General features: G+C 28.6%; 23 protein-coding genes. 17 read left to right on the top strand and 6 right to left on the bottom strand.

The genetic code is table 11. From position 1 onward, the window contains the following. Positions 1-1,871 (bottom strand): M14 family zinc carboxypeptidase (locus Q0V24_RS13575; RefSeq protein ID WP_297522333.1); only part of this gene is annotated, 1,871 nt, incomplete at its 3' end. Between the two features lie 398 nt (positions 1,872-2,269). Beyond that, a complete protein-coding gene (locus tag Q0V24_RS13570; RefSeq protein WP_297522332.1) occupies positions 2,270-2,983 on the bottom strand; it encodes an FkbM family methyltransferase in 714 nt (237 codons plus the stop codon). Positions 2,984-3,263: 280 nt separating this feature from the next. Here Q0V24_RS13570 and Q0V24_RS13565 point away from each other — a divergent pair, with 280 nt between their 5' ends. After that, a complete protein-coding gene (locus tag Q0V24_RS13565; protein WP_297522331.1) occupies positions 3,264-4,658 on the top strand; it encodes a PTS transporter subunit IIC in 1,395 nt (464 codons plus the stop codon). Positions 4,659-4,806: 148 nt separating this feature from the next. Next, positions 4,807-6,816 carry an HD domain-containing protein gene (locus Q0V24_RS13560; RefSeq protein WP_297522330.1) on the top strand — a complete coding sequence of 670 codons (2,010 nt, stop codon included), beginning with the start codon at positions 4,807-4,809 and terminating at the stop codon, positions 6,814-6,816. A gap of 106 nt (positions 6,817-6,922) precedes the next feature. Here the strand turns inward: Q0V24_RS13560 and Q0V24_RS13555 are convergent, their stop codons facing one another. Then, positions 6,923-7,297 (bottom strand): hypothetical protein, encoded by a 375-nt coding sequence (locus Q0V24_RS13555; protein ID WP_297522329.1) that lies wholly within the window; start codon positions 7,295-7,297, stop codon positions 6,923-6,925. A gap of 273 nt (positions 7,298-7,570) precedes the next feature. Here Q0V24_RS13555 and Q0V24_RS13550 point away from each other — a divergent pair, with 273 nt between their 5' ends. From Q0V24_RS13550 to Q0V24_RS13535, 4 genes are all read left to right on the top strand, one after another. After that, positions 7,571-7,675 (top strand): DUF1904 family protein, encoded by a 105-nt coding sequence (locus tag Q0V24_RS13550; protein WP_297522328.1) that lies wholly within the window; start codon positions 7,571-7,573, stop codon positions 7,673-7,675. A gap of 93 nt (positions 7,676-7,768) precedes the next feature. Then, positions 7,769-8,317: an NADAR family protein gene (locus Q0V24_RS13545; protein WP_297522327.1), complete on the top strand. Its 549-nt coding sequence runs from the start codon at positions 7,769-7,771 to the stop codon at positions 8,315-8,317. A gap of 192 nt (positions 8,318-8,509) precedes the next feature. After that, entirely contained in the window at positions 8,510-9,079 is a 570-nt protein-coding gene (locus Q0V24_RS13540; protein WP_297522326.1) for a hypothetical protein, read from the top strand. 37 nt (positions 9,080-9,116) lie between these two features. Then, a complete protein-coding gene (locus Q0V24_RS13535) occupies positions 9,117-9,257 on the top strand; it encodes a hypothetical protein (protein ID WP_297522325.1) in 141 nt (46 codons plus the stop codon). An 86-nt stretch (positions 9,258-9,343) separates the two neighbouring features. Here Q0V24_RS13535 and Q0V24_RS13530 read toward each other — a convergent pair whose 3' ends face one another. Then, positions 9,344-9,583, bottom strand: a complete 240-nt coding sequence (locus tag Q0V24_RS13530; protein ID WP_297522324.1) for a helix-turn-helix transcriptional regulator — start codon at positions 9,581-9,583, stop codon at positions 9,344-9,346. A gap of 157 nt (positions 9,584-9,740) precedes the next feature. Between Q0V24_RS13530 and Q0V24_RS13525 the strand changes: the two genes are divergently transcribed. The 4 genes from Q0V24_RS13525 to Q0V24_RS13510 all read left to right on the top strand — a co-directional run bounded on the left by Q0V24_RS13525 (position 9,741) and on the right by Q0V24_RS13510 (position 14,545). Next, positions 9,741-10,196 carry a GNAT family protein gene (locus Q0V24_RS13525; protein WP_297522323.1) on the top strand — a complete coding sequence of 152 codons (456 nt, stop codon included), beginning with the start codon at positions 9,741-9,743 and terminating at the stop codon, positions 10,194-10,196. Between the two features lie 111 nt (positions 10,197-10,307). Next, a complete protein-coding gene (locus tag Q0V24_RS13520; protein ID WP_297522322.1) occupies positions 10,308-12,248 on the top strand; it encodes a glycoside hydrolase family 3 protein in 1,941 nt (646 codons plus the stop codon). 45 nt (positions 12,249-12,293) lie between these two features. Further along, positions 12,294-13,199, top strand: coding sequence for an alpha/beta hydrolase (locus Q0V24_RS13515; RefSeq protein ID WP_297522321.1), 906 nt, complete (start codon positions 12,294-12,296; stop codon positions 13,197-13,199). Between the two features lie 173 nt (positions 13,200-13,372). Beyond that, on the top strand, positions 13,373-14,545 hold the full coding sequence (locus tag Q0V24_RS13510; RefSeq protein WP_297522320.1) for a hypothetical protein: 1,173 nt from the start codon (positions 13,373-13,375) through the stop codon (positions 14,543-14,545). A gap of 468 nt (positions 14,546-15,013) precedes the next feature. Here the strand turns inward: Q0V24_RS13510 and Q0V24_RS13505 are convergent, their stop codons facing one another. Further along, the gene (locus Q0V24_RS13505; RefSeq protein WP_297522319.1) at positions 15,014-15,187 is read right to left on the bottom strand and encodes a hypothetical protein; all 174 of its coding nucleotides are present in this window, start codon (positions 15,185-15,187) and stop codon (positions 15,014-15,016) included. Positions 15,188-15,452: 265 nt separating this feature from the next. Between Q0V24_RS13505 and Q0V24_RS13500 the strand changes: the two genes are divergently transcribed. Further along, on the top strand, positions 15,453-17,396 hold the full coding sequence (locus Q0V24_RS13500) for an FUSC family protein (protein ID WP_297522318.1): 1,944 nt from the start codon (positions 15,453-15,455) through the stop codon (positions 17,394-17,396). A gap of 1 nt (position 17,397) precedes the next feature. After that, positions 17,398-17,766 (top strand): hypothetical protein, encoded by a 369-nt coding sequence (locus tag Q0V24_RS13495; RefSeq protein WP_297522317.1) that lies wholly within the window; start codon positions 17,398-17,400, stop codon positions 17,764-17,766. 48 nt (positions 17,767-17,814) lie between these two features. On the opposite strand, the gene Q0V24_RS13490 is transcribed toward Q0V24_RS13495, so the two are convergent. Next, a complete protein-coding gene (locus Q0V24_RS13490) occupies positions 17,815-18,327 on the bottom strand; it encodes a hypothetical protein (RefSeq protein ID WP_297522316.1) in 513 nt (170 codons plus the stop codon). A 275-nt stretch (positions 18,328-18,602) separates the two neighbouring features. On the opposite strand from Q0V24_RS13490, the gene Q0V24_RS13485 reads away from it, so the two are divergent. The 5 genes from Q0V24_RS13485 to Q0V24_RS13465 all read left to right on the top strand — a co-directional run. Beyond that, on the top strand, positions 18,603-18,998 hold the full coding sequence (locus Q0V24_RS13485; RefSeq protein ID WP_297522315.1) for a methylglyoxal synthase: 396 nt from the start codon (positions 18,603-18,605) through the stop codon (positions 18,996-18,998). A 105-nt stretch (positions 18,999-19,103) separates the two neighbouring features. After that, positions 19,104-19,646: a hypothetical protein gene (locus tag Q0V24_RS13480; RefSeq protein WP_297522314.1), complete on the top strand. Its 543-nt coding sequence runs from the start codon at positions 19,104-19,106 to the stop codon at positions 19,644-19,646. Positions 19,647-19,965: 319 nt separating this feature from the next. Next, a complete protein-coding gene (locus Q0V24_RS13475) occupies positions 19,966-21,912 on the top strand; it encodes a KUP/HAK/KT family potassium transporter (protein ID WP_297522313.1) in 1,947 nt (648 codons plus the stop codon). 174 nt (positions 21,913-22,086) lie between these two features. Continuing rightward, positions 22,087-22,350, top strand: a complete 264-nt coding sequence (locus tag Q0V24_RS13470; RefSeq protein ID WP_297522312.1) for a hypothetical protein — start codon at positions 22,087-22,089, stop codon at positions 22,348-22,350. Positions 22,351-22,716: 366 nt separating this feature from the next. Then, the coding region (locus tag Q0V24_RS13465; protein WP_297522311.1) for a hypothetical protein at positions 22,717-24,135 on the top strand (1,419 nt) is incomplete at its 3' end.

The raw sequence follows: 24,135 nt of genomic DNA, 5'->3' as shown, positions 1-24,135 counted from the left end.
ATTTCCCATTTTCTTTCAAGTACTCCTGCATTATTAAATATATAAACTGCATTATTTATAGTATGTGTTCCTATTACTTTTATTCCATTTGACCCTAAATAGAATGTTTGACCATTTGATTGTTTAAGCCATTCATTTTTTCTCATTACTCCATCATTATTGAAGTAATACCAGTTACCATCTATTTCTTGCCAATCAATTACTTTTATTCCTTTACTATTAAAGTAATATCTTTTACCATGGATTGTTTGCCATCCTTTTAAATTTGCTTGAAGAATTCCAGCACTATTAAATGTATATTTCACTCCATCTATAGTGTGTTTTCCTATATATTTTATTCCGTTTGACCCTAAATAGAATGTTTGGCCATTTGATTGTTTAAGCCAGTTATTTCTTCTCATTGCTCCATTATTATTGAAGTAATACCATGAGTCCCATTGTTCAATCCATCCTGTTAACATCGTACCATCTTTATCAAAGACGTGGTTTGAACCATTTATTATTTCCCATTTTCTTTCAAGTACTCCTGCATTATTAAATATATAAACTGCATTATCTATAGTATGTGTTCCTATTACTTTTATTCCATCTGACCCTAAATAGAATGTTTGGCCATTTGATTGTTTAAGCCACGCATTTTTTTCCATTTTTCCATTTGAATTAAAGTAATACCAGTTACCATTAATTTTTTGCCATCCAGTTGAAGGAGCTGTTGTAGATCCGCCATTTCCAGTTACTTTAATATAATCACTAGAAACATAAGCATAGCCTATACCGGGTTGATAAATTTTATACCAGCCATTTATAGAACCAAGTATATGAACAGCTTGACCTCCATTTAAACTACCTAATATGCTACCATCTGTTGTAGCACCACTTCTGATATTTAATCTAGGAGTATTTGTAACAATACCAGTTTTATTGATATAAGAGAAGCCAGTACCATCACTCATTACTTGGTTCATAGCATTATACATTTTACCAACATAGTTTCTTGATGTTACTTGAGAAGCTGAAGTTGTATCAGGTAATTCTACTAATGAAACTTCAGCACCTTGAGCATGTCCATAACTGACAAAATATCCATGACCTGCAGGGATATAACCTGCATTTCTTGATAAGCCTAAGTTATTTATAAAATATCGTCCTATTTGAGGGTCACCAATAGTCATATCTAACCAGCCGTGAACATCAAGTAGAACCATATTTCTACTTTCTCTACTTATTTTAGGAACTAAATTTGCTAAAGCCTGAGCTTCAGGTGCTCCAAGGGGATGTGGACCAGTATAATTTCTTGCGTTATACTCTGGAACAAAGTAAGTTGGGAAATCACGATTTAAATCTATGTGTTTTGATATTTGAGCTCTACCTGGCCCATTATTTGTCCAACCATCTAAAACCCCATCAGGATTTGCACAAGGGATGATGATAACTGACCAGTTATTTAGTCCTTGTGAATTGTTTTTTGAATTAAATTTTTCAATTAATTGGTGAGCAATTTTAGTTAATTGATAACCATCTTGTGCCCAAGAGTCTTCAAATCCATGTATTGCAAAGTTTGCTACTAATGTATTTTTTCCATTTCCAATTTTATAGTAGTAAAGTGGTCTACCCTCACCACTAGTTCCATATTGAACTCTTTGAACACCTGGAATATTATAAATGTAAAAGTTATTACTTATATTATTACTTCTATAAAGTGATGTTGGAAGTTCAGTAGCTTTTGGTAATACAGCATCTTTAGGTTGTGTATAGCCAGGAACCTCTGATAGTGTATCTGCATAAACTTTTGTTGTATGTGTGCTTATTAAGGCTACACTTAGAGTAAATGTCGATATAAGTGCAAGTGCTAGTAATTTTCCTTTTTTCATATGTGCCTCCTTATGTAAAATGTATTCACAGTAATATAGCACTTTGCTATTTGAATTACAAATCATGTTAATTGTTATTAGATTTATAAATTTTAGAGTATTATGTAAATTTGTAGAGTAAATCTCAAATTTTAGGGCAATTTGATTGAAGATAGTTAAATAAGTTAATATTCTATCAATTTGTAATCTTTTAGATATAAAAATATCTCTAATTTGAATTATTTGTAAAAAATAAGAATTATATATATATAATGCCTCCACAAAGTACTTTTCATAATTTGAAAATTTCACCTAAAAAGACAGAAAAAAGACTCAACTTTGATAGTGTTAATTTGCAAAGAAACAAAGTACAAAGCAGAATCTTTTTATAAATATTTTATTAGAAAAAGGTTTAAGGTCTAAGTTGTAGCTAAAAGCGATTTAAAATTTTTAGTAGTTATTTTTTTTGTTGCATGAATATACCCATTGCTAGCACTTAACATTCTTTTTTGAACTATAAAATTTTTAGCTCTTAAAATTTTATCTATCTTGTTATAGATTGCAATATTATGAGTCTCCATAACAATTTCTTTTACGTTAGGGAGTAGTGATATAAATTTAGGGTCATTAAATATTTTAATTTCCCCACCTTCACAATCTATTTTTAAAACTATTGGTGTATTTGGATATGATTTTATAAGCTGTTCAAGTTCATCTCCTGCTGATTTAAGTTTTACTCTAAATGTAGGCCCAGTAGGTGAAATTCCATCTATGATACTTGCGCTTCCTTTATACTCAGGGTTACACACACCAATACCAAACTCATTTTTATCACTAAGACCATATTGAAGAGGAATTATCTTTTGTTTTAATCCTGCATTTAAATTGAAGTTTTCAAGTGCTAAGTCATAAGTATTTTTAAATGGTTCATAACCATATACTTTTTTTACATTAGGGAGTTTTGCAAAGTATAAAGAAGCTAAACCAACATTCATTCCAATATCCATAACTATAATAGGTTCTCTTGTTGTTAATTTATAAGATTCAAGGGTGAAAATTTCAGTATAAATTGCAACTTCATCTAAGCCTGTTGAAAAGAAATTTACTTTATGTTTATTAAATTGTTTTGACATATTAAAAATTCTCCTAAATTAAAGTTTTCTATATAGTATGATTATTTTTTACAAGTGTTATAAAAAGCTTTAAATTGTGACTGAGGTAGTAAGATAAAGCTATTTTGGTTTAATTTGGGGTTAGTTTTACCTTAATTAGTTTTTTTTCTTTTTAAAAAATGTTATTATAATAGATAATTCAGACTGATTTTCTCTAAATAGTGGAGGTATAAGGAGGGAATTAGTAATGAATAATAACAATAGAGAAAAAATTTAAATTGAAAACGAAAGAGGAAAAAAGATGATTTTAACAGATATTAAAGACTTCTTTACTGTCTTTGGTGCACCTGTATTTTTGCCGATAGTTATTTTTATAATTTGTAAGGCTTTAAGAATGAGTGTGAAAAAATCATTTCTTTCTGGTCTTTATGCGGGCGTGGGTCTTCAAGGATTTATGCTTTTAATAGGTGCTTTTACACCGATCATAATGCCAGTTGTAAAGCAAATGGTTACTTCAACAGGTATCAACTTACCAGTATTAGATTTAGGGTGGCAGACTACTGCTATAATAGGTTATTCAAGTAAAATAGGACTAATATTTTTTGCTTTTGCAATTATAATTCAGTTAGTTTTATTTGCAACTAGATTTACAAATATATTTCTACCATCAGATTTATGGTTAAACTATACATATATGGTTTGGGGGGCTATGGTTTATATAGCTACTAAAAGTTTTGGGCTTGCAATGTTATTTATGGTAGTTATTCTTTTATATAGCATACTTAATTTTGAGGTTATTTGCAGAAGTTGGTCAAGATATTATAAATATCCTAACTGCACAATTATCTCAACACATAATACAGAACCAACAGTGCTTTTATATATACTTGATCCATTATTTAATAAATTTGGTCTTAACAAATTAAAATTTCATCCAGAGCACATGAAAGAGAAGATGGGAATCTTTGGAGAGCCAGGGACAATTGGACTGTTCCTTGGGATTTTAATTGGTATTTTAGGAAATATAAAAAGATTAGATACAATGGTAGCTTGGGGGCAGATTATGAAACTAGGAGTAGTTTTAGCTGCACTTCTAATTATATTCCCTAAAATATCAGAGATATTTGCAAAGGCTTTTTTACCTATGGCAGAGGTTGTAGAGAAAAGACTTAATACTAGTGAAACTAAGGGACGTGAATGGTATATAGGAGTTGATGATGCTACGGGATATGGTGAACCAGCAACTCTTATTACAGGTACAATATTAATTCCGATAATAATCTTTATGGCATTAATACTGCCAGGTAATAAAACACTTCCTATGGTTGATTTAGTAGCACTTCCATTTATGGTTGAAGCAGTTATTGCTATGACAAAAGGAAATGTATTAAAAACTACTATAGTTTGTGGAATATGGTATTCAGCAGGTCTTTATATGTGCACAGCCATTGCACCAATTTATACACAGGCAGCAGTAGCAGCTGGTATAGCAATTCCAGCAGGTGCACTTATGATAACAAGCTTTAACATGATGGCACAGCCAATAGCAGGGCTTATGTTCCTTGGGTTTATAACAAAAAATCCATTTATAATAGGGTTTATTATAGTTTTATACTTTGTACTTTTATTTGTAGTTAAAAAGCATAAAGTTAGAATTCATAATTATATAGAGAAAATGGCAGAGAAGAATGCCTAAAGAAAGAGATTGATCGTTAATAAATGGTCAATCTCTTTTGGATAAAATGAGAATATAATATACTTTTTGTTATCTAAAACGGATGAATTGTGCATATAATCTGTTATGATAAAATTAAATAAATATTATAATGAAGGAGGAATTTATTATGAGTAATTTTGATAGTTTTGATGATGCAATTGATACAACAAAAACAATTAGGGATGCAGTACATGGTGACATCCATTTTGATGATAGGTTTTTAAAAATTTTAGACACTAAGGAGTTCCAAAGACTTAGAAGAATCAATCAACTTTCTATGAGTTTGATGGTATTTCCTAGCGCTACTCATACTAGATTTTCTCATTGCATAGGTACTTATCACATGATGGGGCTTATTGTAGACCATTTAGAGAAGAAGTTTAAGAACATCAATGTTGGTAGAAAAAATAGAGAACTAGCACTTTTAGTAGCTTTATTACATGATATAGGACATGGACCTTTCTCACATTCTTTTGAGGCAGCTCTTGGGACTAACCATGAGAAGATGACTTGTAGAATTATCGAGGGTGATACAGAGGTTAATAAGGTTATTAGAGAGAATTTTGGTGAGGAGTATCCAAGTGATATAGCTAATTTAATTTCTAATAATTATAGTGGTGAGAATAAGGGGCTTGATTTGTTCTTTGTCTTAAAATCACTTATAAGTAGTCAGCTTGATGCTGATAGACTTGATTATATTGTTAGAGATGCTAAGAGTACAGGGGTTTCTTTTGGAAATATAGATGTTCAAAGAATTATAGAGAGTATAAGAGTTACAGAGTATAACAACAAGATTTATACTTGTATTCTAGAAAAGAATATTCTTGATGTAGAGGATTATATTTCAGCAAGATACAAGATGCATGAGGCTGTTTATTATCATAAAGGACATTATGATGCAGAGGCAGCTATAAAGCTTATTTTTGTTAGAGTAAAAGAACTTTATGAAAATGGAGAAAGAGATTTTCCAAAGAATATTTTAAAGCTTATAACTACTGATGAAATTTCACTTAAAGACTATATTAGCATAGATGATTTTGATATGATTTCAGCTTTTAAAGACCTTGATGAAATGGGAGATTTTATTTTAAGTAAACTTTGTAGAGTTGTTCTTTATAGAGAGAAGTTTGAGAGATTAACACTTCTTGATAATGAAGCTAAGACTATAGAACTTTTTGCAGAGGATTTAAAGGAACTTGTTTCGGAGTATTCTAGCAAGTATACTGATAAATATTTTAATTATATGTTTGTTCAAAAGAAGTATGTAAATATATCTTATAGACCAGAGAAAGAAAATATTTATGTACTAAGAAATAATGGAGTTGTTTGTGATATTTTTGATTTAGACCCTAGTATAGTTAGAAAGAATATTAAGCATTTTGTTTATATTCATAGAGCTATAATTTTAGATTCTATTGATAAATGTAGCAAGAAAGATTTTGAAGTGAAATTAAATCTTCTTATTGAAAATTATAATAATAGAAACTTTATAGAAATAGAGAGAAAGTTTCTTATTGATGATAGCTTAGGATTCTATGAGATTCTTGATAAGGTTAAAAACTTTAAGGATGATGTAGTAGCAAGTAAGACTAAAGTTAAAGAGCTTAGAGATATTTATTATGATTATAAAGATTATTTCTTAAAGAATAAGTATACATTAAGACTTAGAGATAATATCAAAGAAAGTAAAACTACAATGACTTTTAAAAAGCCTACGAATGCAAATAATGTTACAGAAAGATTTGAATATAAATTTAATGTAGATGGATTTGACAGAGATGTAATAGCTAAAAAACTTGGTGGGCAGGTTAATAAGAATTACCTTGAACAAATAGAAGAGGCATTAGTTATTGAAAGTATTAAAAATAAAGTTGATATAAATATTAATGATATTGAGTACGAACTTTCTTATGATGAGATAACTTATAAAAAAGATGGAAGAGTTATTAAAACTGAAAAAGAGTTAGAACTTGAACTTAAAAGTAATTACTACCATAGAGCGAATCTTAAAGCTATAAGTGATTATCTTGAAGTAATTGATGGGCTTACTGTTACAGGTATGTCAAAGTATGAAAGAGGGATGGGATATCTTAAAGAGAGCGAGAAGTATGATAGTTTTATAGATAGTAAAAATTAAGATATATGAAAAAAAACAACCAGCGATGGTTGTTTTTTTGTTTTATTCATATCTAATTTGATGTTTGTAAATGGTAGTTATATAAGTATTAATGCATATTTAATTTTTATCTTCCACCTAATTGTTTAAGCTGTGCATCTGTCAGACCTAGTTTTCTAAAAGTTATCATACCACTATATTCAAGTTTATCTTTTACTAGTTGATTAGTGAAAGAATTCTTAGGGCAGACAACTATATATGTACCTTTTTTTGTTGTATTAGATAAGATAACGTTTGTATGTAGCCCATCAGAGTTTCCTTTAGTGTCACCTAAACTAATTTCATAGGCAAGTTTACCACTAGAAACAAAATGTAGTTCATGGTAAGGCTTATCTTGTTTTATTACCATGGGGTTATTGTTATGTATATGTTTTGAATATATAACTACAAATATTGCAAATGCTAGGACAACTAAGCTAAGGATTAAAGTTTTCTTTTTCATTATAATTTCTCCAATTATTAAATTTTATTATCTTTTAATTATAAAAAACTAAGAGTGAAGAGAAGAAACAAAAGGATAGCAAAAGCTATAAATAAGCTTATTTATTTCCAAAATTATCCCAAAATATAAATATTAAATGAACGACCTTATAAAGCGTTGAATTTTGAGTTATTATTATATATAGCAAAAGAAAAAAAGTGAATTATTATTTGAAGTTATAGCATAATTTATTCGATAAATAAATTAGTTTGTAAATTAAGGGAGATTGATGCTATGCCAATGTTAAAGTTTAGAGATATTAATAAAGAAGAAGTTATAAATGAGAGTAAGATTCTAGTAGATAAACTTGCAAAGGTTGTTGAGTGTCCAAGAGAGTAGTTTACTTTAGAGATGATAGATAATACATATAGTTTTGATGGTGAATATTTTTAGCATGAGTATAAAATAAATGATGATAAGGTAGGATAAGTTATGAGATATAATGTAGGAATGGTGCGCGATAGTTTTAAGAAGAAGGAAAAGCTTAAGTACATATATTTTTGGGGTCATAGAAAAGGAAATAGTGGTGTAACTAAGTCATGTTTTAGCCAATGGTATAATTCAGATTTTACTATTGATGGAGTTACTTATAATTGTGCAGAACAGTTTATGATGGCTGAAAAGGCTAGATTATTTGATGATAAGGAAGTTTTAGGAGAAATATTAGAAACATCAGAGCAGTTTAGAATAAAGTATTTAGGTAGACAAGTTAAAAATTTTGATGAAGCGATTTGGAATGAGAAAAAATATGAAATAGTTTTAAAGGGAAATTTAGCAAAATTTTCGCAGGATGAAAGAATAAAAGCATTTTTAATTAGTACAGGTTATAAGGTTATAGTTGAAGCAAGTCCTTATGACACGATTTGGGGAATTGGGATGTCAGAACAAGAAGCACAGCTTAGTAATCCAATAGCTTGGAGAGGTGAAAATCTTTTAGGGTTTGCACTTATGGAAGTTAGAGATATTATTTTAAATGGTTAGAAGTTTAGACTTCTAGCCTTTTTTCTTTTAAATTCAAGTAGAAATCAGATGAATTACTAAAAATATAATAATAGAAAAGCAAAGTTAGTATATATATCATAAAAGTAGCTTTTAAACTACAAAAAAGTTACAAAAAGTGATATAGTTTTAACTATAAGAAAATAGAGATTAAAGAAAATAGGGGATTAACAAATGAAAAAAGTGATAATAGGTTCGTTTATAGCTATGATAATTGCAGGGTCATCAATTTTCACATTAAATCAGGTGGATAGTTTGAGGACAAGTAAGATAATAGCGACTCCAATAGTTAATGATGAAAGTTTAGTGAGTGGTAAGATAAGTATGAGAGTAGAAAATAAAGCACCAATGAAATCTTTAGATAAGGAAAAACAAGCAGAGATTAGTGCTAATGAAACATCAAAAGTTATAGATGAAAGTAGTGTGTTAAATATATCAAAAATTCCGAAAAATTTAAAAGCAAAAACTGATAGACAGATAGAGGCTCAAATGCAGAGCAAGTCTAATGAGGAGAAAACTAATGTAGCGATTGATAAAGTAGAAGTACCAAAAGGAATTCATATAAAAAATGAAAATCCTAACTTTACCTTTGGACAAGCACTACAACTTTATAAAAATAAATTTAGTGTAATAGATGAAGAAATAACAGATGTAACTTATGATGCTAAATATAAATATTATTCGTTTTTATTAGGCGGATATGCAGTCCAAGTTTATGAAGATGGACAAATTAAACAAGAGTAAAAATGAAAATTTTTATTCTTGTTTTTTTATTTATAATATGGATAGGTTACAAGAAACTGAACATAAAATATTCGGTTCGAGAGTTGAAACAGGTTTAAAACTTGATGTAATAAGAGTTAAAGACCTTGCAAACATGAGTCAAGAAGACAGAGTGAAAGCTACTAAAATAGTTAAATAGAACAAAAATAAACTCTATAAACAAGATACTTAGATAGAAAGTATTTTGCTTATAGAGTTTTTATTTTTATTAAGTAAATTTATAGCTTAGAAACGAGGTTTTGCTAAAGTTTTTTTAGCATCAGGAGATACATTACTTGGTGCACCCATAAGCCAACTTATATCAACTTTTAATTTATGTCTTAATACTGTGATTGTTTCTTGTGATAATTTTTGCTTACCTTTTTCTATAAGTTCTATATCAACTTTTTTTAATCCTAATATTTGTGCAAATTCTTTTTGTGTTAAGTTAAATTTCATTCTTGTTTCTCTAAATCTTTTATTCATTAAAAAATCTCCTTTTATGCTTAGTATTGATTATGTACTAAATCTTATCTTACAAATATAGCACATATTTTATTTTAGTAATATAGTAAAAATCTCTTTTCTTATTATGTAATTGTATTATGATGGAATTAGAAGCATTTTATAGGGAGGGGATTTTATGTATTTAGATATAATGAGTGAAATTGAGGCTAAGGAAATTTGTAGTTGGGAGTATGAGAGTGAGTATTCAGATTATAATCTTGGTGGATGGGATAAGTGTGTTTATGAAAAAAATGATATAACTAAAAGTGATAAAAGAGAGAAAGAATTTTTTGTAGCATTTGATGATTCTGATAAGATGATTGGTTTTATTAGAATGTCTAGTATTCAAAGTTTATCAATTTTAGGGATTGGACTTAGACCACAATTATGTGGCAGAGGTCTTGGGGGACAAGTTCTAACTCTTGCTATTGAGAAATCTAAGGAAACATTCCCAGAGAAAAGAGTGGTTTTAATGGTAAAACCTTTTAACGAGCGTGGAATAAAGTGTTATACAAAGCTTGGATTTAAAATGATGAATAGAAATTTTGAAACTGGTGGAGAAAAATATATCATTATGCAATATGGAAAATAAAGGATTTTAATAAAATAAATAGAAGTTACATAAGATATCTAAATATAGAATTTATTACTTAGAGGATTAATAGACTTTTAAGTATAAAAAAATTGTGGGATAAAAGGTGTAATGATGAAATTTAAAAAAGTATTAAGTTTTTTATTAGTAGGATTAGTGTCAACAACTTTAATAGGTTGTTTTAGCACAGAAAAAAGTGAGGAAAAGGTTGATATAAAGTCAGAGTCAGTAGAACAAAAAGAAGAGGGAAAATTAAAAGTAGAAAATGAGATTAATGAAATGATAGATAAGATGAGTGTTGAAGAAAAAATAGGTCAAATGCTTATGGTTGATTTTAGAAGTTGGAATGGTAGTAATTTTACTAAGATGAATGATGAAGTTGCTAAAATTATTTCTGATTTTAATATTGGTGGAGTTATTTTGTTTGCTGAAAATATTGTAGATGTAGAACAGACAACAATGCTTTGTAATGATATTCAGGTAAGTAGAGGGGAAAATAATAAATCTTTATTTATAGGGATAGACCAAGAGGGTGGTATAGTTACAAGGCTTGGTATGGGAACTAATTTACCTGGGAATATGGCTATTGGGGCTATAAATTCACAGGGGGTAGCTTATGAGTATGGTGAGATTTTAGCTAGTGAACTTGATTCTCTTGGAATTAATACTAATTTTGCACCATCACTTGATGTAAATAGTAATCCAAGTAATCCTGTTATAGGTCTTAGGGCTATTTCAAGTGACCCAAAGCTTGTTTCAAAGCTTGGGATAGAAATGGTTAAAGGAATGTCAGATAAGAATGTTATAGCTGGAACTAAGCATTTTCCAGGGCATGGGGATACTCATATAGATTCTCATGTGGGGATGCCACTTGTAGATAAATCAAGGGAAGAATTAGATAAAGTAGAGTTTTTACCTTTTAAGGAAAATATAAAAGAAATAGATATGATTATGACAGCACATATTCAGTATCCTCAAATTGAAAAAGACAAAAAGGGAAATATATATTTGCCAGCAACTTTATCTGATGATATTGTAACTGGAGTTTTAAGAGAGGATATGGGGTTTGATGGAGTAGTTATTACTGATGCTATGAATATGGGGGCTATAGCTGATAACTTTGGTGAAGTTGAGTCAATTAAAATGGCTATTAATGCTGGAGTAGATATAGTTTTGATGCCAACAATTATTAGAAGTTCAAGTGATATATATAAGCTTGAAAATATAGTTAATGGAGTTAAAGAGAGTGTTGATAGTGGAGAAATTTCTTTAGAGAAAATAGATAGTTCAGTTAGAAGGATTTTAACTTTAAAAAGTGAAAAAGGAATTTTAAAAATTAATAATGATGGTCTAGATAAAAAGATAGATAATGCAAAAAAAGTAGTAGCCTCACAGGAGCATAGAAAGTTAGAGAGAGAAATATCAGCAAAGGCAGTTACTGTTCTTCAAAATGATGATGTGCTTCCAGTTAAGCTTGAGGGTGAGGAAAACATTCTTTTAGTTGCCCCAGAGCAGAGCAAAATATCTTCTATGAAGTTTGCAATAGATAGATTAATTAAAGAAAAGAAGATTCCAAATATAAATATCCAAACTTATAGTTATAAAAATGAGGGAGGTATAAGTGCAGCTTTAAAACAAAAATTAGATAATGCAGACCAGATAATAGTTTTAACACAGGCTTATAATACATTTAATATGAGTAAAGGACATTATTTAAGAAGTTTACCAACTTCTATTTTAGAGTATTCTAAAAAAATAGATAAGTCACCGATATTTGCAAGTATAGCAAATCCTTATAATGTAGGGATTTATAAAGATGCACCTGCACAACTTTTATGCTATGGAAGCAGTGGGATGGATCCAACAGAGGCTTTGAGTGGGAACTTAAATTCATATGCACCTAATATTCCAGCTATTATAGATGTGATATTTGGAGTATATAAAGCAGAGGGAAGATTACCAGTTGATGTTCCAAAAGTTAATGATGATGGAAGTATGGATTTAGATGTTTTAGAGTTTAAAGTTGGTGATGGAATAGATATTTACAAATAAGATTAAAGGGGGAATTTATTGATGTTTTAGCTTTATAAAAGGAGTGTGTTATTAATGAAAAAGAAAATTATGAATAGAGTAGTTGAAAGAGTTTTAAAGGTTATGTCAAAAAACTCTCCATATAAACATATAGAAAAGTTAGAAGAAAAACTTGAAAATGCTAGAGAGCAAAAAGTTTATAATTATAGACTTCCAAAGAATTTTAAACTTAAATCAGAAGTTGAAGAGTTTGAAAGTTTTGGGATAGTTTTTTATAGACTAAGACCAAAAGAACTTAGAAATGATAAAAAGATAATATATTTACATGGTGGGGCTTATATTGAGGATATGAATAAGCAACATTGGATTTTTATAGATGGAATGGTGAAAAAACTTGGGTGTGAAATAATTCTGCCTATGTATCCATTAACACCATTTAGTAATTGCAGTAAAACTTTTGAAAAGATGGTTTTACTTTATGATGATATAACAAAAAATTATAAAGAAGAGGATATCACTTTAATGGGCGATTCTGCTGGTGGTGGACTTGTAACTTCTCTTGCACAGTATTTAAGAGATACTAATAAAAAATCACCAAGTAATATAATACTATTATCACCTTGGCTTGATGTAAGCATGGAAAATAGAGAAATGAGAGAAATAGAATATAGAGATTATATACTAGGTGTTGACTCTTTAAAAGTATGTGGAAAGCTTTGGGCAAATGAACTATCAGTAAAAGATAGTAAAGTTAGTCCTATATATGGAGAATTTAATGGACTTGGAAAGATAAGTGTTTTTACAGGTACAAATGATATTTTATGGTTTGATGCTAAAAGACTTAAAGCAATTCTAGATAAAGAGAATATAGAGTTTAATTATTATGAGTATGAAGAAATGCCTCATGTTTTTGCAATATTACCAATCCCACAGAGTGATGAGGTTGTTGAAATAGTAAAAAATTTAATATGATTTATGTTATGAGCGTAGAAGAGCTTCAAGATATTTTAAAAGTTTCATTATATATTTTCTTCTTTTTTAAAATATGCAAATAAGTTAACTAATATTTAATTAGTATATTTGATATACCTTATGATAAAATTTTTATATACGAAAGAAAAGGTTACCAATTGAGGGAGGACAAAATGAAGTTTAAATATACGTTACATAATTTTGAGCAAAAAGAAGTTGTAGACTACATAATGAGTATGGAGTCAGAGAAGACAAAACTTAAAATGATTAAAAAAAACATGGTAGAAAAGTCTATAAGAGAGCAAAGTGAGTATGATATAACAATTCAGGATACAGGGATATATTGCAATGATTTAAGGATATTAAATGATTTTAATCAATGTACTAATATAGTTGTATTAGAGAGTGTTGTAAGGGTTGAGTTTGATAAGTATATGAATATAAATATACCAATAAGAATGTTTAAAACTCGTGAGGATAGGGAGTTTTTTATTACTGCAATAGAGGCGTATGTGCAGGAGAATAAAGAGTTAGCTATAGCAAGTGAAGCAGAGCAAGATGTAGAAAGTTTTGATTTAAGTAAGGTGTTAGATTTAAAAACTGTATATACAAGGTGTTTTTATAAACTTATATGTAATATGAGATTTAGAGAAGTACAAGATGGGACAAGTGTCTGGATTGTAATTTTATCATTTTTAGCAATGAGTGTTTGGCTTGCTTTTGGAACTAAGGAAGCAATGATTTATGGGTCACAGGTTCCTAATATAAATAGTTATTTAGTAATTGGGGTTTTGGTATGTGTCTTTGAGTTTATAATGATTAAGGTGCTTGCAAAAGACAAGTTTGGAGTTATTAAGAAGAAAGATATAAAAGATAAGTTTTTAGTGAGGGTTATATTAGATAATCGTAATTTAACAGTAATTGAAGGTGGTGTGGAAAGAGTTTATAGTCTAGAAAATCTTTATGATTTTGCTAAAGCTAATGAGTATTATAAGGTTTATGCAAAGAGAGATGAAAAGTTAGAGGTAGTATATATTTCAATTAGTAATTTAACAAAGCTAGAGAAGAGTGAGCTTGAATATAGAATAAATAGTATAGTGAAGCATAATCAAAAACAGGAAGTTACAAAAAAACAGATTAAAAAATTAACTATTATAAAAAGATATCTAGCAATAGGTGCTCTTGTAACTTTAGTTGGAGTAATAGCAACACCTTATAGTACAAGATATATTATTAAAAATCATATGCCAGATACTTATAAGCAGATAATTCAGGAGAAAAATAATAATATACAGCATGAAAAGATTGAGGATGCATTAAATAACTTTGGTAGTATTGGTTTTTGAACTACACTCTGGTACAATACCAGAGGATTCTTAAAGATAACTTAAATTTTATTATCTATGGCGAGCCCAATTGCCAATTATCCCTCAGCTTAATAGCTTTGGGAATACATTCAAACTGTGTAGGTTGAATATTTTACGCTTAGAACCAAATTACTCTAAGCAACTCCATATATTCAGTTTTGCGATTTCTATATGATTACCACGATAGGTAATTATGCAGTTATCCTAATCTTGCATAGTTGAGTGTCATAGGTTATATGCGACCGACCTCAAAATAGCGACTTGCATACAAAAAGCGTTAGGGCTACGTTAATAGTATAACCAAAATTAACTAAATTTAATACAAGAAATAATTGGTTTAGATCCTTACATCCACAGGCACAAGGCACAGTGGTTTTCGGAGCTTTTCTATAAAAAGAAAGACTGATTGTACAAGCTATATAGCCTGACAATCAGTCTTTTTTGCAATTACTTGCTAAGTCTTCTACCTTTTTCTAAAGCAACTAATAATGGGTTTACAACACCCTCTTCAACTTTACCAGTTGAAATTAAATCTTCTTTAGTTATAACTCCTGATTTAAGGTATCTTTTAAGTTCTATTTTAAGTCCTTTTACTCTTACTAAATCTTTCTTTGATCTCATAATTAAATCCGCCTTTGTATCTAAATTTAATACTATTATGTAACAGTATTATTTTTACTATCTGTAGTTTAATTATACCACTTTAAAAATATAAAGTATATTTGATACAACAGGATGGAAGGGAAAATATTAGTTCAAATATATATCAATTGGTGTTAATTGATAAAGATAGCATCTTTTTCTGTTTTAAAAGAGAAAATAAGCTATAATAAAAACATTACAAAAGATAAAAGAATAGGGAATACCTATTAAAGAAGGTGAATAATTGAATATTTTTAAAGGAAGAGAATTATACCTTAGGACAATAGTATACATACTAGCTGTTATAGTGTTTTTTACTTGTTGGACAGTGCTTGGTTATGGAAGTGCATTTATAGGTGCAACAATAGCTAAAGGAGCACTTGTAATGCTTGGAACAGACCTTACAGGGAATCCTATAAGAAGTACCCTTACATTTTTTATAGTCTTTATATATATAGGTGTATTTTCATTTTTAGCATCATTAAATATATATACAGGTCTTATAATAAATTTTGTAACGCTATTTATACTTGCATATAATTTTTCTTCAAATATCAAGCAATTGATATGGAGACCATTTGTACTTGGGTATTTATATCTTTTAGTAGAACCAGGTACAGTACATGAATTACCATCAAGACTTATAACTTTAGGACTTGGAGCATTCTTTATGGTTCTTACACAGTTTATTCTAAATAAGAATAGATCAAAAAGGGCACTTAATGAGGGAATAACAAGTTTAATAGATGAAATATCTAAAAAGTTAAATGTTATATTAGAAGGTAAAGAGGTACTAAGTACAAAATTCAAGGTTACAGCAAGTGTTGATAAGGTAGTTTCAGCAATTTACAGTAAAAGAATAGATCCATTTTTTATTACTAAAAAGGATAATATACTTTTGAATTTAACTCTTTATGCAGAAAGACTTAATTATCTTTTAAAAGAGATAAATATTGATTTACATAATAATATAGAAAAATCCTTTATAGAGGATTTACTTATTCTTATGAAAAGTATGCATGATATTGTAAGTGAAAAAGAGCCCAATGAGAAACTTTTGACTCTTTTAGATACTTTTTATAATGAACATATTGAGTGTGCTCAAAAAGATTATTATTTATATGAGATTCTCCAAAATATTAGTATGTTAAAACTATCAATAGAGAATGCTACATATGATGCATATAGAAAAAGAGATATAGTATTTAATATAAAACTTAGAAATAAAATAAGTACAACATTTAAAGTTAATTTAAAAGCAGATTCATTAAGATTTTCATTTGCTTTTAGAATAGCTTTAACACTTTCAGTTTCTTATTTTATAGTTAAATACTTTAACATTCCAAAGGGAACTTGGATAGTCTTTACTATTTATGCAATAATGGACCCACTTTTAGAGGATTCAAAGAAAAGATTCCCAGAGAGGTTTAAGGGGACATTAATAGGGATTGCTTTATTTGCAATAATTTATGTAACTATAGATAACATAATAATTCAAGGTGTTATATTTATAATTTTATATTATATTTATGTAATTACAAAAGACTTTAGGATGAAGACTATGTGCACAGCAACAGTTGGACTTGGATTGTTTGGTATAGTAACACAAAGCCCAGGGCATGGTATATTTTATAGACTAAGTTTTGTTGCTATAGGAATAGCAGTAGGATATATAGCAAGTAAGTATTTATTACCTTATAAATCTGTAAGGGCTAAGAATAAGATTATAGATATTTATTATAAATCAAGTAAGGAAATATTAGAGTTTGCTTTTAATAATCCTATTAATGAGTATTATTTTAAAATACTTGGGGAAAAGCTAATGTTATCTAAACTATATGAGAGTAAACTTGTATCAAGAAATGATGACGAGATTAAAGATTTTATTTTTAATCAAAGAATTTTGAATAATACAATATATTTCTTGTTATTTTCAATTAGAGATAATGAACAAAAAAGTAGAGTATTAAAAGATTTTAAAAGGTATATAAGTGAAGTTGAGGATTATAGTGAAGAGGAACTTAAAGATGAAATAACTATGATACAAAAGATAAAAAGAAAATTTGAGCGTAACTTCTATGAAATAGAAGGAAATGAAGAAAAATTATTATTTATAAATCTTTATAGAATTGTTATTAGAATGAGAGAGTCAAAAATTTTATTAGAGAAAATCAAAGGAGATTTTTAATATGGAAAAATTATATTTAGTAGAGCTTATAAACTATCATTTTGATAGTGAGGATGAGAGTATAAACCAAGATGATGTAAAAATTTTAGGTTTATATAAAAGTGAGGCTGACTACAAAGTAAAAGTTGAAAAAGAAATTGCGAGTTTTACAAAAGTTAGTAAAACAGAGGTTAAGGTAATTAGAGATGAAGAACTTGAAGAGGACTGTGTAGAAGTTTTAGATATAGTTTCACAGGATGCTAGAGTTACTATAATAGTAAGTAATGTTTCAATTGGTGATTCAAAAAACTTAGTAGATTATAATAGAATAAATTATTACTATGACTATGATAAAACTATTGATGTTGAAGTTATAAATATAGAGAACTAAAAGAAGATTGCTAAGTTAATTTAACTTAGCAATCTTTCTTTTATAATATTATGTTATTTCTGATGGGAGAGGAAATCTTTCACCATATAAGTTTTTCATTATAGGATAATAATTTTCAAAGAAAAATTTTGTAAGGGCTTTTACAAAGTTTTCATCTAATCCAAGAATTTCAGAAATACGACCTAGATTATAACGGAAACTTTCAGTAGTTATTTTTTTGTTTGTATAGTCAATTATGATAGTGATAGTTGCAGGAAGGTGTTTTTTTTCACTTTGATGATGAATGTTAGAGCTTTCAAGAAGATAAAGTCTAAGTAAAAGCATGGTGTATATTAAAGCAAAATCTTCAGATTTAAGTTTGAGAAATTTAAGTTTGAAGATTTGAAGTTCGTTAGCATCATATATTTTTGAAAGTTCATTGAATAAATATTTTCTAATTATATAGGGTATAGGATATTGAACTTTATTAATAGTAAAGTATTTTAATAAATCACTAATTTTTTCGAAAATAGCAAAATCATTTATGTTAAGTACAAATTTTTCAATATAGTTGAATTCCAAAATAATCACCTCTCATTATATGTAATATTTTACCATTTATTAACAGGGTAATTCAATTTAAATTAGTTATAATATTGATAAATTTTTTTAATAAAGAATAAATAAAATTTCGATGAATTGAATCTTTTTATTTATCTTATAATAGTATATAATGTAAAAATACAAAGAAAAATAATGAAATTTATAGAAAAATTTGAATTATTATAAAAAAGAGATTAAACGGAAATATTAATTAATGAATAGAAGAAATATTAAATATTTAAGGAGTGATTATTTTGAGAATAGCACTTATAGCACATGATAAGAAAAAAGATGCATTAGTAAAGTTTACTAAAATATATGAGAATGTTTTAAAAGAACTTGATTTAGTTGGGACAGGAACAACAGCACAAAGAATTATGGATGCAACACATTTAGAGGTCAAAAAATTTAAAAGTGGTCCACTTGGTGGTGACCAGCAGATAGGAGCATTAATTCCTGAAAAAGAAATAGATATGATAATATTTTTTAGGGACCCATTGACTGCACAAGCTCATGAACCTGATATTAGTGCTCTTTTAAGACTTTGTGATGTTTATGAAGTGCCACTTGCAACTAACCCTGCAACAGCTAAGATGCTTATAGAAGGAATTGTATTTGAAGAAGAAAATAAAGAGTTTATAGTTAAATAATTATGATGTCTTTGCAAAAGTGTTTTGCAAAGACATTTTTTAGATTCTTTAGGTTGTGTTAGAATTAATTGATTAATTTAAATTATAAAAAAGGAGTTTTTACATATGAAAGATATAGTTATCGGAAATGTATTACCAGAAGATTTTATAGGAACAACACCAGAGGGGCTTAGCGGAAGTTTCTCAGGAAATTTAATATTTGTTTTAAAGATGGAAGATTTAACATCAGATGATGTGGCTATTTTTAATAATGCAAAAATGAGTTTTGATCTTTTAGAACTTAATGAGTATAAAGAAAAAATAGGAAGTATCTATGCATTTTCAGTTTTAATTGATGAATTTATAGATAATAGTGAGGTATTAATTGATTTTAGAATAGGTGATATAAAATCATTTTCTGCAAAAGAAGGTATAGAAGTAGCATTTATATTAGCTGATGAAAATGATATAGTTTTAGGTATTAAGGAATGTAAATTAGGAATAGAGTTTAGTACTTTAATATTAGAAAAAGCTATTGCACAAAATAGTTTTATAATAGAAAAAGGAATAGATGAAAGTGAATGTGTTGTTGAAGCGTTTCAAAAACTGTTTGAAAATGAACCAGAAGAAAATTTGAATTTATTTTCAATAAGAAGAGAAGTTGTTTAACTAAACAAAATAATATTTCTATAAAAAAAGGCATTTTTTCAGTTGCGAAAAAGTGTCTTTTTTTATAGAAAGTAGAAGATATTAGTTAATTGATAAAAAAATAAATAAAAGTTATAAGTTGATTAAATTTAGAGTATCTCAATATAAATCTATAAAAATGAATTTTTCGTATTAATAGATTTATCTCTTTATAAATTAGATGGATTTTCAAATAGAAAATTTAGAGTTAAATATTTCTAGCAGTTTGACAATTTAGCATAAAAAAAATAGAATAGATTCACTTTGATAAAGTATAAGACAGAGGAGAATAACAAAAGAAATGAAGAAAAAAGCAGTTACTATAGGATCATTGTTAGTGGCATTAGGTATTGTTTATGGAGATATAGGAACATCTCCGCTTTATGTAATGCAGGCTATACTTGCAACAAATAATAATTATGTTGCCGATAATATTGTTTTAGGTGGAGTTTCATTAGTGTTCTGGACTTTAACGTTACAAACAACAATAAAATATATATTATTTACCCTTAGAGCAGATAACAAAGGTGAGGGTGGAATTTTTGCGCTTTATACACTTGTTAAAAAGTATGCTAAGTGGCTAATAGTTCCCGCAATAATAGGGGGTGGGGCACTCCTTGCAGATGGGATACTTACACCACCAGTTTCAGTTACATCCGCAATTGAAGGGCTAAATATATTATTCCCTATTAAAGAGAGTGTAACGATACTTATAGTAATTACAATAATAGTTGCACTATTTTTACTGCAAAGATTTGGAACTGAAAAAATAGGTAAAGTCTTTGGACCAGTAATGCTTATTTGGTTCTTAATGATAGGGATTTTGGGACTTGTGCAAATAACACATAATCCAATAATTTTAAAAGCTATAAATCCATATTATGCAGTTATGTTATTAATCCATGGAAGTGGAGTGGTTTATATCTTAGGGGCAGTATTCCTTTGTACAACAGGAGCTGAAGCATTATATTCAGATCTTGGACATTGTGGTAGAAAAAATATTTACTATACATGGGGACTTGTTAAAACATGTTTACTATTAAGTTACTTTGGACAAGGTGCTTACTTATTAATGCATGATAATAAACTGATCTCAGATAACCCATTCTTTATGATAATGCCAAAATGGTTTATCTTAATAGGGGTAATTATTGCAACACTTGCAACAATAATAGCCAGCCAAGCTTTAATATCAGGTTCATTTACACTTGTATCTGAAGCTATTAAATTAAATATATTCCCAAGACTTCATATAAGATATCCTAATGGAGAGAAAGGACAATTATATATTTCAAGTATAAACTATGCTTTATGTTTAGGATGTGTAGCAATTGTGTTATTCTTTAAAAAGTCAGAAAATATGGAATCAGCTTATGGACTAGCTATAACTATAACAATGCTTATGACAACTATATTATTATCACAATATATTAGACATGTTAAAAAGAAGAAGATTTTATCAGTTATTATTTTAATAGTATTTGGAACAATAGAAATAAGTTTCTTATATGCAAATAGTTTTAAAATAATAAGCGGTGGTTATATTACACTACTTATAACAGCAGTCTTGATATTCTTAATGTATATTTGGTCATATAGTACAAAAATTAAAAAGAGATACAGAAATCTTGTTAACCTTGTAGATTATGCAGATAAATTCACATATATACAAGAAGATAAAGAACTACCTTTATATGCAACTAATTTAGTTTACCTAACAAAATCAACACAACTAAATAAGGTTGAAAACAAGCTTGTTTATTCAATATTTAATAAACTGCCAAAAAGAGCAGAGTTCTATTGGTTTGTAAATATAGAGGTTACTGATGAGCCATATACAAAGGCTTATAAAGTAAATACTATAGCAGAGAATAGAATACTTAGCATTGACTTTAAACTTGGATTTAGACTTTCACAAAGTATAAATACATTGCTTGGGGAAGTAATCCAAGAGCTTGTAAATAGTGGAGAGATTAGTTATAAACCAAAAGATTATATGATAACTTCAGGTAAAAGAACAGCTATAGGTAACTTTAAGTTTGTTCTAGTTGAAGAAGTATTATCTAGTGAGAGTAATTTCACATCATGGGATAGATTTATTCTAAGTTCAAAATTCCTTATAAAGAAACTTACAGTTTCACCAGAAAAATGGTATGGAATTGACACTAGTGTAGTTGAAATTGAAAAAGTTCCAATAATTGTTGGAGTTAAGAAAGCAAATTCAAATAAATTAGTAAGACTTAAATAAAAATAAACTTAATAGTAACTTTAGATTAAAAGAATAAAAAAGATTATAATATTTGATTTAAAGAGAAAAAAGTTAGCCGTAAAGGCTAACTTTTTTTACTTTATGATAAATTGAAGCTTTTGAATTTAAAAAAAAATAGATATACACTTGATATATAAAGGAAGTGTATTTAAGATGAGTTTACAACACAGAAAAATAGCTGATATAAGTGTAGATACAGAAATAATTAGAGTTGCGTATGTAGAGAAGGATAATAAAGTGATAGGGATATGTTCTATTGTAATTGCTTGGAATGAGAGAGAGGTTCCAATCTCTTTAGATGGAAAAGTTACATTTTCAATACTTGGAATACATAAAACTCTTACTTTGAGAGAAATAGCAGATAGAGTAGAAGAAAAGGTATATGCACCGATATTTATGAATAATTTACAAGTATAAGATAGAGTGAAATTAAATTTAATATTTAAGTTAAAAAAATCCTATGTAGATGAAATTTATCTGCATAGGATTTTTTGAGGTTTTTTATCGAGAAAATTAATACAAATGAAAAGGATTACCTTTTTGCTAATAGTGGAGTAGTAGAAAAATTGTATAAGTTGTTTTAAAAAGTGAGCGGAGGAAAGTTTACAAAAAATATATAAAAAATAAATGGAAATAAATGGTTTAAATGGTTTAAATTGTAGAAAGTGAGGTAAAGATTTATCTGAGTAGAAATAATTGCAGAAGTTTATTTGTAATTTTAACATTGCAAAAAAGTAAATTTGGCATTTATATAAAATTTTGAAATTATAGGGAGAGAGATGTATGAAGAAAAAGGTAATAGTTAGTTTACTTGTAGGGGCAGGAATTGCAAGTATGCCGGTAGTAGCAGAAGCTACAGAAATCAAAGCTATAAATAGTGATAATACTGCTACTATAGAAGTAGTAGAAGCTGAAGAGGTAGATGAAAGTTTTGAGGTTATTTCAGAAGGTAATGTACTTGGAAATGAAATTCCAGGAAATTCAGGAGAGGTAGTAGAGGATGTAGTAGGACCAAATGGAAGCAATGTAGTCGAAGATGGTTCAGACGAAGATAATATGGAAGTAACACCAGAAATAGAAGGACTTCCAGGAGTTCCAGATATTGAAAGACCAGAAGGAAGTCATAATAGACCAGAAGCTCCAATAGGAAGCGATAGCAATGTTGAAAATGGATCTGAAGATGATAACATGGATGTTGTTAGTGAAACAGCATTAAATGAGTTAAACTATGCTATAGAAGAGATGAGAATAGCAATAAACACTTTAAATAGTGAAGGGATGACTGTTGAGAATAGAGAAACTATTTTAACATTTGGAGGAACTGCAATTGAAAGAATAAGATCTTTCTATGATGAAATTCAAGGATCAGATGAAGTGAATGGTCACTTAGTATGGATAAATGAATCATGGGCTCAGATTTCAGAAGCAGAAAAAAATTTCCATATAGCTGGAGATGGATCAAGTGAAGATGATATGGGAGTAACACCAGAAATAGAAGGAATTCCAGGAGTTCCTGAGATTGCAGGTCCAGAAGGAAGTCATAATAAACCAGAAGGGCCAATAGAAAGTGATAGTAATGTAGGTGATGGTTCACATGAAGATAACATGGAAGTGACACCTGAAATAGAAGGAATTCCAGGAATTCCAGATGTTGAAGGGCCAGCAGGGAGCAATATAGTAGAAGATGGATCAGCAGAAGATAATATCGGGATAGTTAGCGAAGCTGCATTAAATGCATTAAATTATGCTATAGAAGAGATGAGAATAGCAATAAATCTTTTAAATAGTGAAGGGATGAGTGTTGAAAATAGAGAAACTATCTTAACATTTGGAGCAACAGCTATTGAAAGAATTAGAGGATTTTATAATGAAATTCAAGGATCAGATGAAGTGAATGGTCACTTAGTATGGTTAAATGAATCATGGGCTCAAATTTCAGAAGCAGAAAATAATTTCCATATAGCTGGAGACGGGTCACATGAAGATGATATGGGAGTAACACCAGAAGTAGAAGGACTTCCAGGAGTTCCTGATATTGCAGGTCCAGAAGGAAGCCATGATAGACCGATATTATCACCAGATATAATTGAAGATGGATCAGGAGAAGATGATTTTCAAATAAATCCAGATTTAGAGTTCCCTTCAACAGGAGATGGATCAGGAGAAGATGATTTTCAAATAAATCCAGATTTAGAATTCCCT

It is taken from the genome of uncultured Clostridium sp., assembly GCF_947039605.1.
Taxonomy (GTDB): Bacteria; Bacillota; Clostridia; order Clostridiales; family Clostridiaceae; genus Sarcina.
Note: the sequence above shows the minus strand (reverse complement) of the source record. Positions and strands in the feature narration are given on the sequence as shown.

Excerpts from the sequence above, each read along its gene's own strand:
- Q0V24_RS13470 (WP_297522312.1), top strand. The coding sequence starts at position 22,087 with ATGAGTTTACAACACAGAAAAATAGCTGATATAAGTGTAGATACAGAA.
- Q0V24_RS13510 (WP_297522320.1), top strand. The coding sequence starts at position 13,373 with ATGAAGTTTAAATATACGTTACATAATTTTGAGCAAAAAGAAGTTGTA.
- Q0V24_RS13535 (WP_297522325.1), top strand. The coding sequence starts at position 9,117 with ATGGATAGGTTACAAGAAACTGAACATAAAATATTCGGTTCGAGAGTT.
- Q0V24_RS13525 (WP_297522323.1), top strand. The coding sequence starts at position 9,741 with ATGTATTTAGATATAATGAGTGAAATTGAGGCTAAGGAAATTTGTAGT.
- Q0V24_RS13565 (WP_297522331.1), top strand. The coding sequence starts at position 3,264 with ATGATTTTAACAGATATTAAAGACTTCTTTACTGTCTTTGGTGCACCT.
- Q0V24_RS13560 (WP_297522330.1), top strand. The coding sequence starts at position 4,807 with ATGAGTAATTTTGATAGTTTTGATGATGCAATTGATACAACAAAAACA.
- Q0V24_RS13530 (WP_297522324.1), bottom strand. The coding sequence starts at position 9,583 with ATGAATAAAAGATTTAGAGAAACAAGAATGAAATTTAACTTAACACAA.
- Q0V24_RS13570 (WP_297522332.1), bottom strand. The coding sequence starts at position 2,983 with ATGTCAAAACAATTTAATAAACATAAAGTAAATTTCTTTTCAACAGGC.
- Q0V24_RS13475 (WP_297522313.1), top strand. The coding sequence starts at position 19,966 with ATGAAGAAAAAAGCAGTTACTATAGGATCATTGTTAGTGGCATTAGGT.
- Q0V24_RS13495 (WP_297522317.1), top strand. The coding sequence starts at position 17,398 with ATGGAAAAATTATATTTAGTAGAGCTTATAAACTATCATTTTGATAGT.
- Q0V24_RS13540 (WP_297522326.1), top strand. The coding sequence starts at position 8,510 with ATGAAAAAAGTGATAATAGGTTCGTTTATAGCTATGATAATTGCAGGG.
- Q0V24_RS13505 (WP_297522319.1), bottom strand. The coding sequence starts at position 15,187 with ATGAGATCAAAGAAAGATTTAGTAAGAGTAAAAGGACTTAAAATAGAA.
- Q0V24_RS13555 (WP_297522329.1), bottom strand. The coding sequence starts at position 7,297 with ATGAAAAAGAAAACTTTAATCCTTAGCTTAGTTGTCCTAGCATTTGCA.
- Q0V24_RS13480 (WP_297522314.1), top strand. The coding sequence starts at position 19,104 with ATGAAAGATATAGTTATCGGAAATGTATTACCAGAAGATTTTATAGGA.
- Q0V24_RS13550 (WP_297522328.1), top strand. The coding sequence starts at position 7,571 with ATGCCAATGTTAAAGTTTAGAGATATTAATAAAGAAGAAGTTATAAAT.
- Q0V24_RS13545 (WP_297522327.1), top strand. The coding sequence starts at position 7,769 with ATGAGATATAATGTAGGAATGGTGCGCGATAGTTTTAAGAAGAAGGAA.
- Q0V24_RS13520 (WP_297522322.1), top strand. The coding sequence starts at position 10,308 with ATGATGAAATTTAAAAAAGTATTAAGTTTTTTATTAGTAGGATTAGTG.